The following is a 15,397-nucleotide window of genomic DNA, read 5'->3' as shown; positions in this document are numbered from 1 at the left end:
CGAGGCGCGCCGCCAGAGAACCCTCTTCAGAACCGGGGAAACAGCGGTTTAAATCTCGGCGGTCTGGCAAATAACGTGTTTGATTGATAAAACCATATACGTTAACCACCGGGATGGTTATCAACGTCCCTTTAAGGCTTTTAAGCCGTTTACTTCGAACCAGCCGACGAATTATTTCCACACCGACGATTTCATCTCCATGTACCGCGCCGGACACAAATAAAACAGGCCCGTCACGTCGTCCACGCATCACCTGCACCGGCATACTCAAGGAGGTATGCATATACAAATCCGGTAGAGCTACATCAACTACTTTATTTTGTCCGGGGCCAATTTTTTGCCCGGCAATAATTAACTCGTCAGGCATCAACCACGGCCTTTGGTTTTAGTGGTTCCTGAAACAGAGTTCTTTTCAATAAAATCAATAATCAAACTGGCAATATCCTTACCGGTTGCTGATTCGATACCTTCAAGCCCTGGCGACGAATTAACCTCCATCACGACTGGTCCATGGTTCGAACGCAATAAATCCACACCACACACATTCAGCCCCATCGTTTTGGCTGCCCTGACAGCGGTAGCACGCTCTGCCGGTGTAATGCGGATTAAATTGGCACTGCCCCCACGATGCAGGTTAGATCGGAACTCGCCCTCTTTACCCTGGCGTTTCATTGCGGCAACCACTTTCTCTCCGACCACAAAACAGCGAATATCCGCACCACCGGCTTCTTTGATAAATTCTTGTACCAAGATATTGGCTTTCATACCCATAAAGGCTTCGATAACACTCTCAGCGGCCCCAGCAGTCTCTGCCAATACCACACCGATGCCCTGGGTACCTTCCAATAATTTAATCACCAGCGGCGCACCACCGACCATCTTGATTAAATCATCAACATCATCCGGACGATGTGCAAAGCCCGTTACTGGTAGACCAATTCCGCGGCGGGATAATAACTGCAGAGCGCGAAGTTTATCGCGTGAACGGCTGATAGCGACTGATTCATTCAGCGGATACACGTTCATCATTTCAAACTGGCGCAGTACAGCAGTTCCGTAAAAGGTCACCGAAGCCCCGATCCGAGGAATCACCGCATCATAACCGGTCAGATTCTCGCCCTTGTAATGGACTTCCGGTTTCATCGAAGTGATATTCATATAACAACGCAGCACATCCAGCACATCCACTTCGTGACCTCGTGCCTCCGCTGCCTCAACCAATCGGCGAGTGGAATACAGCTTCGAATTACGGGACAAAATGGCTATTTTCATGCAGATTCTCCATCAAGCGCTTCATCTCTTGGCGCTTGGGTAGTGTCGTGGAATGCGGGGCTTGCTTGATAGGACAATGCCGGATTAACCAATATATTACCAGTCGTCATGGCAGTACGTCCCAGTAACATTCGAAACAACATGGTATCGCGATTGGTCAGGGTAATTTCAATCGGCCAGCTATGACCGCCAACGCTCAGTGGCGTCTCAATTACATAACGTTTTTCTGTGTGACCACCTGAGTCAGTAACGTTTCGCTCGTCCTTAACTCGCGCTTCGCACCAGATTTCCGTCTCAGTATCGTGTTGATTGGGATGCACCCCGAATCTTACCCAAAGCTCACCGTTCTTATCAATCGGCTCAACCGAAAAGGCATGAATCGCGGAAGTTCGAGCACCAGTATCCACCTTGGCTTTGATTTGTTGAATACCCAACTCAGGCAAGCTCAACCACTCTCGCCAGCCAACGGTTATTATTTTTGGATGATTTTCCACGGGATTCCCCAATTAAGAATTTATGGGGCAATTGAAAGCAATTTATTGGTGAGTGTCAAAAAGGATTTTGGATATTAATGTTTAAAAAAGAATTAAATCCTAGCGATCAGTTGAGTTGAAAAGATTTACTAGAGGATAATTAATAAGTCAGATACAAAAAAAAGCCCCGATGAATCGGGGCTTTTTTTATGTTAGCTAAAAACTAGCAAAGTGCAGGATTATTAGCACATGCACCAGCCCATGTGACAACACCAGAGTTTGTATCATATGTACCAGTCATAATGTAAGTATCTGCAGCGGAGATATTTCCCGGTGCGTTAGCATCAGGAGTTACCGTGATAGTTCCAGATGTATTACTTGCAACAGCCCAGTTAATAGTGTTAGCAATAGATGGAGATGTTGTTACATCATTAGGTACGCCATTGGATCCTGCGGTACAATTTGAAAAACCACCTTCTACTTGTGCACATACTTCAACAGCAGATTTAACGCTAGTTGCAGCCATAACAATTTCTGTATATCTAGCTTTATCTGTATAAGTTTGGTATGCAGGCAAAGCGATTGCCGCCAAAATACCGATTATCGCGATAACGATCATTAACTCAATTAATGTAAAACCTTGTTGTGTTTTTTTCATCTTTCAATCTCCATTATATAGACGACAAGCTTTGTGCTCGGAATTAATAACGCACCCTCTATGCCAACTTAAATTTCACTTTAAAATTAATAACTTATCTATATGTGCATTACTTTTTAAGTTTAACAAAGGTCAACCTACGTCAACTAGTGACATTTTTTGTCAGTTTATGGCTAAACAATCTTGTTGAAGATTCTGTAAAACTTTATTTGCTGGGTAATATTGCAGACTTTTACCGATCGTCTGACAGCGTTGTTCAGACTGTGCTAAAGCAAAATAGCCATTAATAATATCTTCAAACACTTTCAATTCAGGTTTTTTAATCAGTTCTGATTCGAACCAATTCACTACCTGAACCAATTTATCAGCGTCATTTCTTCCGATTGCATCATGTAAGTGAGTTCGCATGACGATTTGCTCTGCATACGTTTTGTAATACAGATTATTTAACGCGCTATCCAATTGAGGCGCTTGCTGCGATTGTCTTATGAATTGATACATTTGTTGTTGGGCTTGTGATGTTTGCCATAAAAAAAGCAAAGTTACTGTAAGCAGAATAACCACCAAACTACGAAGTGATTTTTTTGCCATCAAGCTGATCAAATTTTGTCTAATGACTAAGTGATGATTAAGTAATACAAAAAGCAACGTTAACCAAATAAACCAGTGAAATGATGAAATATAAAAAGGGTGCTCTACCTGTGTATGAAAGGTAATCGGGAGTAATAAGGCCAAATTGGCTAATAACCTTTGTTGCCTATATTTAATTGCAAACCAAAGTACACTGATTACAGCAATTACAATCCCTCCCAATGCCAGCAAGCCCCCTTCAATTGCCCACTGCAAAAGCTCATTATGGGGATGCCCAATATAAGTTGGCATATCTGCATTTGGATGCTTTTTGTAAAACTCTGATGAAGCTAAACCAAACTGTTCAAGAAAACTGCCGATGCCATGACCACTTATTGGAGCTTCAGAAAAAGCATTAAGAGAAATGCGATAAATACTTAAACGCTGATCAGAATATTGCGCTTCAACCAATCGATAGGATTTATCCAAGGTTTTATGTAAGCCTTCTTTGGCTAACCAGCTTGCAGCTATGATCAATAACAGAATAGATAGAATCGTTTTCCAATTTTTTCTGACTTGATTTCGATAACCAATCAGCAGCATCAATAAGCCGAATATTCCAGATAGAAGTCCAATTCTTGAGCCAGTCGACACCATTACACACGTAGCCACACCGATGGTCAGCAATAAAAAAATTTTCAGATAAATCCGCTTATAGGAAATTGGTCGTAAACACAAATAAATACAAATCAATATGCCAGTCACCAAAAAACTCGCCATCACATTTACCTGCTGGAATACTCCAGTAGCTATTTGCGTGTTAGTTTTCGGAATCCAGTCCACCAAAATTGGCGGCTGGAAAAGTTGAATCATGCCAAAGAGACTATGAAGGAATGTCGCAACCGCGAGCAAAAGTAAAAGTTTGTCAGTGTTTTTAAGTCGAAATTGAAATAACCCGAATAGAAAAATCACACCCGCCATGACATATGTAATGCGAAATAACCATGTGATTGGGTCTTTTACCCCAGCTAGGGCAGCGGCCAGAAGGATCCCGACTGGTAATGCCAGCAGGCCTTTGTAATTTGCTGGAAGAATCAGCTTATCCTGCCCACAGAAATACCAGACTGAATAAGCAATAACTAACGTAGCGGCCGCCCAGACGGTGATATTAAATGGTAGATCAAATCCAGTGCCACCGAGACTGGAGGCCAGATAAAAGGGAGATACCAGGTAGAGTAATGCCAATAACCATTCAATTGGCTGCTGTGGCAATAACGGGTATTTTGAGAGAGTGCGCGACATAAGCTTCCCTGTTCTGGCGAATAAACAAAAAAGGATTATGTCGGCTGATTGATCGAGTGGCAAGGCGTGTTGGATAGAAACAACGACTATTTCATATCAGCTGTATTTTTATCCACAGATTACGCAGATGTGTGCAGCTTAAAAGAATACAAACCACAGAGACACAGAGAGCACAGAGATTAAAAATAATGTAGGTCGGGTTATCGCAGCGTAACCCGACATAAACAAGATGTTGGGCTTCGCAGACTCAGCGCCAACCTACGGAAAATAACTATTCAACCCGGTTTTGATTTACAGGGCTTGGTCTTTTGTTCAAAGGCTTAAATTAAAATTTTTCTCTAAATATCTGCGCCCATCTGCGAAATCTGCGGATATATTTTTAAACCTCTGTCCCTCTGTGGTTATATCAACTACAAAGGCACACCAATCCGTTGAGCAACTTCTTCGTAGGCCTCGATAACACCACCCAATCCCTGACGGAAGCGGTCTTTATCGAGTTTTTTACGGGTTTCAGCATCCCATAAACGGCATCCATCCGGGCTGAACTCATCACCGAGATAGACTTCGTCTTTGAACACACCAAATTCCAGTTTGTAATCCACCAGAATCATCCCGGCATCGGCAAACAGTTTTTTCAACACCTGATTGACTTCAAAGGTCAACGCTTTCATGCGTTGGACCTGTTCATCGGTAGCCCAGCCAAAAGTGGCGATATGGTATTCATTAACCATTGGGTCATGTAAAGCATCATTTTTCAGGAAAAACTCAAATACCGGCGGGTTAAGCTCCATTCCATCTTCCACGCCAAGCCGGCGGACCAGACTGCCTGAAGCCACATTACGCACCACACATTCCACCGGGATCATTTTCATGTTTTTGACCAGCGCTTCATTGGCACTGAGCAGTTTTTCAAAATGCGTCGGAATACCCGCGTTGGCCAATTGCTCCATGATAAATGCATTAAACTTGTTATTAATCTCACCTTTACGGCTTAATTGTTCGATACGTTCACCATCAAATGCCGATGTATCGTCCCGAAAACTGAGCACAACATAATCCTGGTCTTCTGTAGCAAAGACGCTTTTGGCTTTACCGGCATAAAGTTGCTGTAATTTTTGCATGGTGTTTTCTCTTAGGCTTTTTTAAGTTCGCGCCAGTCAAATCCGGCATCTTGTTCAGCGATGCCAATCCAGTCTGGTGTGCAGTTCAGTGCATCAGCAAATAAAGGACTCACCAAGGTCGGAGAATTATTTTTTTCGCTGATATGCATAGCAACAATGTGTTGCAAGCGTGTGGTGTCAATTTTCGCAAGTAATTCGGCAGATTGCACGTTATTTAAATGACCAAAACGTCCACCGACCCGCTGTTTTAAATATTCCGGGTATTCCCCCTGATCCAGCATTGCCATATCATGATTCGCTTCCAGCATCAGCCCATCACACAACGTCAAAGCTGACTCGATCACCGGTGTGATAAAACCAACATCGGTTAACAAGCCTAAGCGGAAATCACCGTTGTGGAACACAAACTGACTGGGTTCACGCGCATCGTGTGGCACCGGAAACGGTGAGACTTCAATATCATTAACATTGAATCGCTCATGACAGCTAAACTCGTGAATATGCGGCATCACATCAACAGGTAAACCTGCTGCCGTGCCGGGTGTAGCATAAACCGGAATATTGAATTTCTGTGATAGCACTCGCACGCCACCGATATGATCGGCATGCTCGTGCGTCACCAGAATAGCGGTGAGGTCCGAAGACGTCAGACCAACACGCCGCAAACGTTTTTCAGTTTCACGAGCAGAAAAACCACAATCCACCAGAATTGTGGTTTTTCCCTGTGAAATCAGTGTTGCATTGCCCCGGCTACCGCTGCCAAGTGATGCAAAGCGCATTATTGAGTCAATTGTTCCTGAATCAGACCCAGTAAACGTTTCGCTGTTTCTGAAGAAGTACGAACCTGTTCAGAATCCAGTACGGTTATACGGGTATCTGACGCATCTGAAATAAGTTTGATGTAGTAGTACTCTTCAGGCGCCACCTCATCGTCATCTTTCCAGAAAGCCATACGACCAAAGAAGCCAGGCTCTTCTCTCTCAGCTTCGTTAAATGGATCCAGGTAGCGCACGTAATATGTACCACGTGAACGGTCACGATCTTCAACAGCAAAACCACGGCTATCCAATACCCGACCGACACGATCCCAAACGGTAGTGAATTCCTGCTCCACCAATAAAGCCTGTTGACCTTCGGCTTCATCCAGCAAAATGACACGCGCTTCAGTTTGTTGTGCTGCTGAGCTTGGCAAAGAGGCCTCAGCACGTGCTTTATCCTGTTGGTATAAGCCACCTAGATATTCAGCCAACTGACGCAGCATCGCTTCATCTTTCTGATTGTTGCGATTGGTATCATCTACACCATTCACATAAACTCGAGCCGAACGATTTACATCTCCGCGCTCCATACGAACACGATAGGCATAGCCATCAACGTCCGGCTGAGTATCCATCAGACCAATACGCTGATCTTTACGGTGAATATTCATATTGATATCCGCCCAGAAAGCTTCAATACGTTGCCAGGTTTCTTCACGGTCTCCCGGAACGACCAGATGCCGATCATCCCCCTCGCCCGATAAAGCAGGTTTGGATTCTGGAGTGATGTTATAACGCGCTGCTAATGGATTGGTGCTGGCTTCTTCATATTCGGAATACGTTGCTGAGCTTTGCTGATTGCCAGCGATTTGATCGTTGATTCGTGATGTGCTCAAGTCAGGTGGAATGTCCAACGGTGGCATTGTTTCTGCTTTACGATACTTTTGGGTATTATCAGGAGCAACCTCATCCAGTGATGGCATTAACCCACAACCTGAAACGCTTACTGCGACCAGCACTCCACAGGCTTTCAACTTAAAACGATTTGTGTTCATTTAATTACATTCACTCACTTAGGGATTCAGAACACCGGCAGTGACCAGCGCCTCACGAACCGGTTGATGAAATTGTTCAGACAAAACTGTCATTGGTAAACGTATCCCTTCCGGTATCAGACCCATTTCATGGAGAGCCCATTTAACCGGAATAGGATTGGATTCAGAAAATAACCGCTGATGCAGTAAAGATAATTTATCGTTTATTTCACGGGCATTATCAGCATCACCCTTCAAAGCAGATTCACACATCTGGCTCATTAAGGCAGGTGCCACATTCGCAGTCACTGAAATGACCCCACGACCACCCGCCAGAATAAAATCAACGGTATTGGCATCTTCGCCGGTATAAAGTTCGAAATTATCGTCACACAGTTCCTTAATTAACGACACTCTTCGTACATCTCCGGTCGCTTCTTTAATACCGATAATATTGCCGATTTTGGCCAGACGACCAACGGTTTCCGGTAATAAGTCACACGCTGTGCGGCTGGGAACGTTATAGAGGATTTGCGGAATATCCACCGCTTCAGCAATCGCTTTAAAATGCAGATACAAACCTTCCTGAGTCGGTCGGTTGTAATAAGGTGTGACCAACAGAACGGCCGCAACACCTAATTGTTTAGCGTAATGGGACAGTTCAATGGCTTCTTCGGTAGAGTTGGCACCGGTACCGGCAATGACGGGAATGCGACCCGCAGCCTGCTCCACCACCTGACGAATTACATCTGTATGCTCATCAATGCTTAATGTAGCGGACTCACCAGTAGTACCGACAGCCACAATCGCACTGGTGCCATTTTGAATATGAAAATCAACGAGCTTGCGCAGGCTTTCACCGTCTAACGAGCCATCCGCCCGCATGGGTGTTACCAGAGCTACCATACTGCCGCTGAACATATTCATCAGACTCCGCGAAAATAAACTGGCATGGTACTTTGCCAGCCAGTAGATGACAAGACCGGACTGCTTTGGGTAAGGTACTGCCAGCAAAATAATCACTAATGGAGAACGTTTAATGACTACAGTTAATTTACAGCAAACCGTACCGGATTTTGAATTGCCTTCCACTGGCGATAAAACCATCCGGCTTTCCGACCTACATGGCAAGAATGTGCTTATCTATTTTTACCCCAAAGACAACACCCCAGGATGCACATTGGAAGGTCAGAATTTCCGTGATCATATTGAGACGTTTAATGCTCACAACACACTGATATTCGGGATCTCCAGAGACAGCGTGCGTGCTCATGAAAACTTCAAAGAAAAACAGCAATTTCCTTTTGACTTACTCTCAGATGCTGATGAAACAGTTTGTAACTTGTTTGGCGTGATGCAGCTGAAGAAAAATTATGGACGTGAATACATGGGCATTGTTCGCAGTACATTCCTTATCGATACCGAAGGAAAGCTGATCAATGAATGGCGAAATGTCAAAGTCAAACAACATATTGATGAAGTATTGGACGTCGTCAAAAACCTATAACATCCAACAAGAATCATAGATAATAGACTTGTAAAACAGGTATTTACATTACTCTTTTTAAGTGCACTAATAAAACCCGCTGCGCCTCCCCTACCGCACCAACCCAGTGCGGTATTTTTTTCTCTTTAACGATTAACCACTTGTTTTTAATCGACTTCACAGACTGGTTTAGAAATTGCCTACCCCTTTTGGAGTATTCCTAACTAAGGTATCAATTACTATGTCTTTAAAAAGTCAGTCGATGAATTTAAGTGTTGCTGAACGACGCTGGCTCCCCTGGTTTGGTCAAACGGGAAAGTTTGCCATGAGATGGAGCTGTTATCTCAATCGTGATACCTATGCCGAAGTTGAACATACATTCGAAGGAATTGCGGCAACTCGTGTCAAACTACTACAGCAATGGACTCATTCCCAATGGAATCAGCTCAAGCTACTCGCAGAGCAATTACCCGGTTCTCTCGGTGATATGGATAGCTCTCTGCTTGAACAACGGCTGAACTCTGCTAAACATTTTTCCGAGATATTTATTATTGAAAAGAGCGGTCGGGTGATCCAATCGACTTATTCAGCACATATCGGCCAGCATGATCTGAATAACAACGCCGTTGAACAAGGTCTGAAACAGCCCTTTTTGCATGGTCCCTATACCGATCTGTTAACGCTCGAGATTGGACCATCAAGTTCAAAGTTTCATGATGAAGTAACTTTGATGTTTTATCTGCCGTTAGTAAACGGCGATCAGGTTGTTGGTGCGTTATGTGGCCGTGTACCCAATGACGTAGTAAGTGATTTAATTCAACGCGAAGCAGGTCATGTTTATCCAGAGTCTGGGGACAACTATATTTTTATGGTGGAATCACGTTTTGACCCGATGATTCAGCAAGGCGTTGCTCTGTCCCGATCACGGTTTGAAGATAACACTTTCTCGCATGGTGAAAATCTTAAGTCCGGCATAAACACCCATTGGGGAGTGGTTAAAGTTAATCGGCATACCGAGTTCGAAATTCGGTTTACCGATCCGGCGACTGGCCAATTACATCCGGGGGTACGCGAAACTATTCGCAATGGCGAAAACCTGTTTGTCACTTATCCTGGTTATTCAGATTACCGGCATATTCCCGTCATTGGTAAAGGTGTGACTTTTCAATTAACAGGCTCTCCTGATCGTTGGGGAATGATGTGTGAGGGCGACCTGGAAGAGGTTTACCGTCGCCGTTCAGTGAATGTCAGCTTATTGAAAAGCTTTGTCTCAGGCATGATAGCCTTGGTGGGGGTCAACAGTGCTTTACACTATTTCACCACGCTACCTCAATTTGCTATCGACACGGTATCCGTTTGCATGATGATTATCATTGCATTACTGATCCGTAAATTCAGTACTAAACGACTTGCAGATCGAATGAATGAAATGACACGAGTTATCCAGGAGATTGCTGAGGGTGAGGGAAATCTCCGGCAACGCTTGAATAATGAAAAAATGATGGCCGATGAAACAGGCGACATGGGTCGCTGGATTAACAGTTTTATCGATAATCTGGATGGCATCGTCGGACAGGTGATTTTTTCCAGTCATGACGTACACCAAACCAATAAATCCATGTTAGATACCAACCGTGAGGCCTATCAGGTATCAGCAGAAGTGACCGACGCGATAACTAAAATGCTCGATCTGTTGAAAGAGCAAATAGAGGATATCGGCCAGGCTAATCAAACCGCCGAGACCATGAAACTTGAAATGGACCGAGTCGTGGAAGACGCTCGGGTTCAATTTGAAAGTGCCCGCAAAGGCACTCAAGAGATACGCAACGTCGTTGAAAATACGGCTAATTCAGTCAGATCACTGAATGACCGAACCTCTGAAATCGGCAAGATAATCAATGTTATCACTGAAATTACTAATCAAACCAATATGCTGGCATTAAATGCTGCTATTGAAGCGGCCCGGGCCGGCGAGCATGGCCGAGGTTTTTCAGTCGTGGCCGATGAAGTTCGCAATTTGGCCTCACGCACAGCGAATTCTGCCGACGAAATTCAACGCATGATAGAAGGCATGCAACAGGAAACTCAGGAAGCCATGCGCTTTATGGAAACTGGAGTAGAAAACGTCGACAGAAGTTTGAAAATGACTGAACAAGCTTCAAGCGATAATGGTGAGTTGCATATTCTGGTCGAGCAGATGTTCTCCACCATCAAACAATTGGCAAACAACAGCCATATACACGGCGATACTGCCCGACAAGTAGGGGTATCTGCTGAACAATTAAAGTCAGCGGTCAGTGCTTTGCAATCTCGTTCGACAATGGTTCGTAATACAGCCCAAACATTATCCCAATTAGTGGGTGTATTTCAGGTCAGTCCACGTTGAACTGGCTCAGGCTGGTTTCAGATCAAAGGCAATGCAAATCCGTTCCTCATCCGAGTTGAAGGGAATCGTACGATGAAATACCGATGAGGGAAACATCACAATATCCCCAACCTCAGGTGCGATGGTTTTGCTGGGAAAGTTGTCATGTTGTTTGGGATAATCATCCCCATGAGTGCTGAGCTCAATGCTACCTTCATCAGGATGCGTTTTTTGCTTGGGCACTGCCAGGTACAATGCTCCGCTTACCCAACCTTCCTCATGAATATGGGAGGTTAAATGCCCGCCGGTTTTCATTTTGACGTACCAGGAGCTGGCAAACACGGTTTGCTTAGGGAACCCTTTGGCGAAAATACCGCTTTCACCTTTTAGATTTTCGCGATAATCATCTATGGCACGCGCTACCAATTTGGCGATTTGCTGAAAGCTGGCCTCTGAGCGTTTAAACAAATTTCCTGCAGACTGCACACCATGATGCAGACGGCCCTGACTTTTTTCTTCAATATCGGCCTGTTCGATATCCGCCAGTAGTTGTTTTAGCAGTTCGCTATCGCCTTTTAATTCCGGCACTTGCACATGACAAACCAGATCCAACGGATTTTTACAGAAATTATAGTCATTCACCGTGCCAAAGTTTTCGGCGTAATGTCCTGCGAGTGTCGCCAGAAATGGCGAGCTATGGCGGGCTTTTTTCAGTTGATCCAAGCCCTGTTTGAATTCATCAAATCGCTCAGTTTTATACAGACAATATAAAGAACGTTCTTGCCAATCCGCGTACTGCGATTGTTGAAAATAGCGTAAAGCCAGCGGCAAATCGCCACTGTCATAGAAATAGACTGCCAGACTGTAATTTGCCAAAGGTAAACTGGGATCCAGCTCCAATGCGCGTTTGTAGGCAGCAACTGATTCATCATAACGTCCCTGATCGCGCAAAACTTCACCGATATTACTATGCACTTCAGCATAGTCTGGTTTTAATTCCAGCGCCTGATTATAGACAGCAATGGCATCAGCCAGTTTTCCCTGATTTTTAAGTGCTGTACCAAGATTAAAATACAGTTGGGCATCCTGTGAAATTGTTAACGCACGCTGATATATCGCTACCGATTCTTCCAACCGCCCCTGTTCCTGCAGACAAACGCCAAGATTGGCAATGGCTTCCAGGAAATTCGGCTGTTGTTCAATGGCTTTTTGATAATACTGACCCGCCTCTTCAAAGCGGTTTTGGGATTGCAATGCATAGCCCAGGTTATAAAGGGCATCTGTCAATTCGGGTTTCAATCTCAGTACTTTTTTATAGCTGTTAATCGCTTCATCAATACGATTCAAGTTGGTCAATAAAATGCCCATGTTGAAGTAAATCTCGGGTACATTAGGGTCAATTTCAGTAGCTTTACGAAACACACTAACCGCATCTTTAAATTTATTTTGCGCTGCCAAGGCATTGCCATAAAGATTTAATACCGGAAAAGAACGCGGATAAGATTTAAGCAGTTTTTTTGCTGCCGATTCAGCAAAACCTGCCTGCCCGGTGTTAAGGGCTTGAATAATAGGTTGTAAATCGGCCTGTCCCGGCGTTGGGCTTGGCATTGGGTGTTTCATAACTGAGATTCCAATAAAGCAGGAGATATTTCCTGCAATTTACAGGACTAATTCCTATCAGCGCAAGATATCTTCCCAGAATTTTTATCAAGATAGATTTAAAGCTGATCAACGAACCATAATTCCGCTGTTCAGGTCTGCTTAACAGTCACAATAAGGAGTCATTACATTCATGGATACGATTACGCAGGCGTTACTTGGCAGTGCAGTGGCTTACAGCGTTGCAGGACGCAAAGCGCCCAGAGCTTCTGTTTTGTATGGTGCTGCTTTCGGTATCTTGCCGGACCTTGATGTATTCATCCAATATGCTAATGACCTGGACACCATGACTTTCCACCGGAGCTGGACCCATTCATGGATTGTGCACAGTTTGCTTGCACCGTTAGTAGCCTGGCTAATGAGTAAACTGGATCAGGGAGTGGATTTTCGACGATGGCTGGCGTTGATCTGGTTGGTGTGGATTACCCATAGTGGACTGGATGCAATGACCGTTTATGGAACGCAGCTTTTCTGGCCCTTTATGCCTCCACCTGCGTCGATTGGCAGTATATTTATTATCGATCCGCTCTATAGTCTGCCACTCGCTGCAGGCTTCCTGGCAATACTTCTGGCCGCCGGAAAACGGCTGAGCCATGCTGTCATGATCGGTAGTCTTATCTTCAGCACGGCTTATCTTGGCTGGAGCTATGCAGCCCAATACTGGATAACACAGCAAACCGAACAGGCATTACAAAAACAACAGATTGACTATCAGCATATTAAAATCACTCCGGCACCGTTAAATACCCTGTTATGGCGGATAGTGGTGATTGATGAAGAGGTTTATTACGAAGGTTTTCGTTCGATTTTTGACGGCGACACAGCATTTTCATTTACCCAATTCGAGCGCGGCATGGAGCTGAAAAAACTTCTGCCCGATCAAACCTATATCAAAAGAATAAACTGGTTTACTCAGGACAACTTCAAGCTTGAGCAACAGGACAATATGATTGTTGCGACAGATTTACGTATGGGCATGGAACCCAATTATTTCTTTCGTTTTAAACTAGCAGAGATACGTGATGGCAATGTTATTTCAGTAGGACCACAACAATTGGGTATGCAGAGAAATGCAAAAGAAGGCTTAAATTGGGTGTGGCAACGTATATGGAACCCACAGCTAAGTCCACTGCATTAGCAGTGACTCGGAAAACAATTGAGATTCCAGCTTACCCTAGGTTTTTTTCATCTTCAGCCAGACTGGATGGCAGTGGAATTCTGATGGTGACCCGCAAACCGTTGGTGTTGCCATTTTCGATATTAAGCTCACCTTTAAAACGTCTGACAATGGCATCAACAATTGCCAGCCCCAGACCGCTTCCATCACTATGGTGACCATGGACAAAGCGTCGGGTTAGCTCAGTGAGCAATTTTTCCGACACGCCAGGGCCCTCATCTTCTACCGTCCAGCATAATTGCTGTTTATCCAAATTAACTGACAGGGTAACTACACTATTCTCTGGTGCATGACGGATGGCGTTTTCCAGCAAATTACGTAAAGCAGCCGATAATAAGATTGCCGAAGCATGGATCTTTTCATCCACACCATCATTACAACGCAATGTCACTTGGTGTTGTCTTGCCAGATGTTGAACATCACTCAATGCCATATTATTAATTTCAGCTACTGGTAAATGGGTACTTTCAGCTAATTGCCCATCGCCTTCTACTCTGGCGAGTAATAAAAGCTGATCCAGCGTTCGTTGTAACCTGTCCGTCGCCTTTTCTGCCTGCACCAGGGCATGCATGGCCTTGCCTCCCTGCGTCAGTCTCGCGACCTGCAGCTGGGTTTTAATTCCAGCTAATGGCGTACGTAATTCATGCGCCACATCACCGGTAAACCGGCGTTCCCGTAACAAAGACTGCTGCATGCGTTGCAACAGTCGATTGATCTCATCCACCAGCGGGCGTACTTCGGCCGGGCGTTGCTCCCAGACTAACGAGGTAAGATCTTCGGTATTACGTCTGGCCATATTCTGAGTCAAGCTATGCAATGGTTTAAATCCATGCAAAATACCAAACCAGACTACGGCCAAAGTGCCTGCCAGACTGAGGAAAAACGGTAGTCCAGCGGCGATCACCACCGACCGCATCAACGTATCTCTGGTTTCGAATCGTTCAGCGGTGGTAATGGTCAATCCCCCCTGAGATAGATTAAACACACGCCACGGCTCTCCATCCTGCAATCGATTTTGGTAGCCTTGCTGCGTAGTGGTCAGTACGTTTTCAGGAGCATCATGGGATACCGCGATAATATCTCCCGCGACATTGGCTACCTTGCAGGCAAGTGTCGCAGGTAAATCAAGATTTTCAGCCGGATCAAATAAAGCATTGCGTTGACCGCCATTTACCAGCGGATCCAAATCATATTGAGACATTAAAGACATCAGCATTTTGGCGGAAGCGGCAAGACGGTTATCCAGAGTATTCTGCATTTCCTTTTGCACACTCATCAGCAACCACGGAGCCAATAGCAGCCACATCAACAGCACTGCAATACCAATCCGCCATAGTAACTGCCAGCGTAAATAGTCCTTGGCTTTAGCGGGGCTCATTGAGCGCTCCCAATCGATATCCCATGCCCCGAACCGTTTCAATCCAGTCATCACCCAGTTTACGACGTAAATTATGGATATGTACGGCTACAGCATTACTTTCAATGCCTTCGGCCCAGCCATAAAGACGATCCTGCAACTGTG

Annotated in this window: 15 protein-coding genes; 3 read left to right on the top strand and 12 right to left on the bottom strand. The window is 44.8% G+C overall.

Going from position 1 to position 15,397, the window contains the following annotated elements; all coding sequences use genetic code 11:
* The 9 genes from B3182_RS09500 to dapA form a co-directional block, all read right to left on the bottom strand.
* The coding region (locus B3182_RS09500; RefSeq protein WP_292752560.1) for a succinylglutamate desuccinylase/aspartoacylase family protein at nt 1-367 on the bottom strand (367 nt) is incomplete at its 3' end.
* Nucleotides 367-1,272 (bottom strand): 30S ribosomal protein S6--L-glutamate ligase, encoded by a 906-nt coding sequence (rimK, locus tag B3182_RS09495; protein WP_014706795.1) that lies wholly within the window; start codon nt 1,270-1,272, stop codon nt 367-369. The genes rimK and B3182_RS09500, both read right to left, overlap by 1 nt.
* Complete coding sequence (locus B3182_RS09490) at nt 1,269-1,766, bottom strand: ATP-dependent zinc protease (RefSeq protein WP_292357469.1); 498 nt, start codon at nt 1,764-1,766, stop codon at nt 1,269-1,271. Before B3182_RS09490 ends, rimK begins: the two co-directional genes overlap by 4 nt.
* A gap of 202 nt (nt 1,767-1,968) precedes the next feature.
* On the bottom strand, nt 1,969-2,403 hold the full coding sequence (locus B3182_RS09485; protein ID WP_292357471.1) for a pilin: 435 nt from the start codon (nt 2,401-2,403) through the stop codon (nt 1,969-1,971).
* Nucleotides 2,404-2,565: 162 nt separating this feature from the next.
* Nucleotides 2,566-3,846, bottom strand: a complete 1,281-nt coding sequence (locus B3182_RS09480; RefSeq protein WP_292357473.1) for a PglL family O-oligosaccharyltransferase — start codon at nt 3,844-3,846, stop codon at nt 2,566-2,568.
* A gap of 839 nt (nt 3,847-4,685) precedes the next feature.
* Nucleotides 4,686-5,396 carry a phosphoribosylaminoimidazolesuccinocarboxamide synthase gene (purC, locus tag B3182_RS09475; RefSeq protein WP_292357475.1) on the bottom strand — a complete coding sequence of 237 codons (711 nt, stop codon included), beginning with the start codon at nt 5,394-5,396 and terminating at the stop codon, nt 4,686-4,688.
* A gap of 11 nt (nt 5,397-5,407) precedes the next feature.
* Nucleotides 5,408-6,175, bottom strand: a complete 768-nt coding sequence (locus B3182_RS09470) for an MBL fold metallo-hydrolase (protein ID WP_292357477.1) — start codon at nt 6,173-6,175, stop codon at nt 5,408-5,410.
* Complete coding sequence (gene bamC, locus B3182_RS09465) at nt 6,175-7,209, bottom strand: outer membrane protein assembly factor BamC (protein ID WP_292357479.1); 1,035 nt, start codon at nt 7,207-7,209, stop codon at nt 6,175-6,177. The genes B3182_RS09470 and bamC overlap by 1 nt, the downstream gene beginning before the upstream one ends.
* A gap of 18 nt (nt 7,210-7,227) precedes the next feature.
* Nucleotides 7,228-8,109: a 4-hydroxy-tetrahydrodipicolinate synthase gene (dapA, locus tag B3182_RS09460; RefSeq protein WP_292357721.1), complete on the bottom strand. Its 882-nt coding sequence runs from the start codon at nt 8,107-8,109 to the stop codon at nt 7,228-7,230.
* A 118-nt stretch (nt 8,110-8,227) separates the two neighbouring features.
* Here dapA and bcp point away from each other — a divergent pair, with 118 nt between their 5' ends.
* Both bcp and B3182_RS09450 read left to right on the top strand, forming a co-directional pair.
* The gene (gene bcp / locus B3182_RS09455) at nt 8,228-8,695 is read left to right on the top strand and encodes a thioredoxin-dependent thiol peroxidase (RefSeq protein ID WP_292357481.1); all 468 of its coding nucleotides are present in this window, start codon (nt 8,228-8,230) and stop codon (nt 8,693-8,695) included.
* Between the two features lie 220 nt (nt 8,696-8,915).
* Nucleotides 8,916-11,060, top strand: coding sequence for a methyl-accepting chemotaxis protein (locus B3182_RS09450; protein WP_292357483.1), 2,145 nt, complete (start codon nt 8,916-8,918; stop codon nt 11,058-11,060).
* A 6-nt stretch (nt 11,061-11,066) separates the two neighbouring features.
* Here B3182_RS09450 and B3182_RS09445 read toward each other — a convergent pair whose 3' ends face one another.
* On the bottom strand, nt 11,067-12,659 hold the full coding sequence (locus tag B3182_RS09445) for a tetratricopeptide repeat protein (protein WP_292357485.1): 1,593 nt from the start codon (nt 12,657-12,659) through the stop codon (nt 11,067-11,069).
* A gap of 172 nt (nt 12,660-12,831) precedes the next feature.
* On the opposite strand from B3182_RS09445, the gene B3182_RS09440 reads away from it, so the two are divergent.
* The gene (locus B3182_RS09440; RefSeq protein ID WP_292357487.1) at nt 12,832-13,836 is read left to right on the top strand and encodes a metal-dependent hydrolase; all 1,005 of its coding nucleotides are present in this window, start codon (nt 12,832-12,834) and stop codon (nt 13,834-13,836) included.
* Nucleotides 13,837-13,867: 31 nt separating this feature from the next.
* Here the strand turns inward: B3182_RS09440 and B3182_RS09435 are convergent, their stop codons facing one another.
* Together B3182_RS09435 and B3182_RS09430 are read right to left on the bottom strand one after the other, a co-directional pair.
* Nucleotides 13,868-15,253, bottom strand: coding sequence for an ATP-binding protein (locus tag B3182_RS09435; protein ID WP_292752557.1), 1,386 nt, complete (start codon nt 15,251-15,253; stop codon nt 13,868-13,870).
* Nucleotides 15,240-15,397: winged helix-turn-helix domain-containing protein (locus B3182_RS09430; RefSeq protein ID WP_349677932.1), on the bottom strand; the 158-nt coding region annotated here is incomplete at its 5' end. The genes B3182_RS09430 and B3182_RS09435, both read right to left, overlap by 14 nt.

This window comes from Methylophaga sp. UBA4204 (assembly GCF_002379485.1).
Lineage (GTDB): Bacteria > Pseudomonadota > Gammaproteobacteria > Nitrosococcales > Methylophagaceae > Methylophaga.
This window is presented reverse-complemented; position numbering and strand designations above follow the sequence as displayed.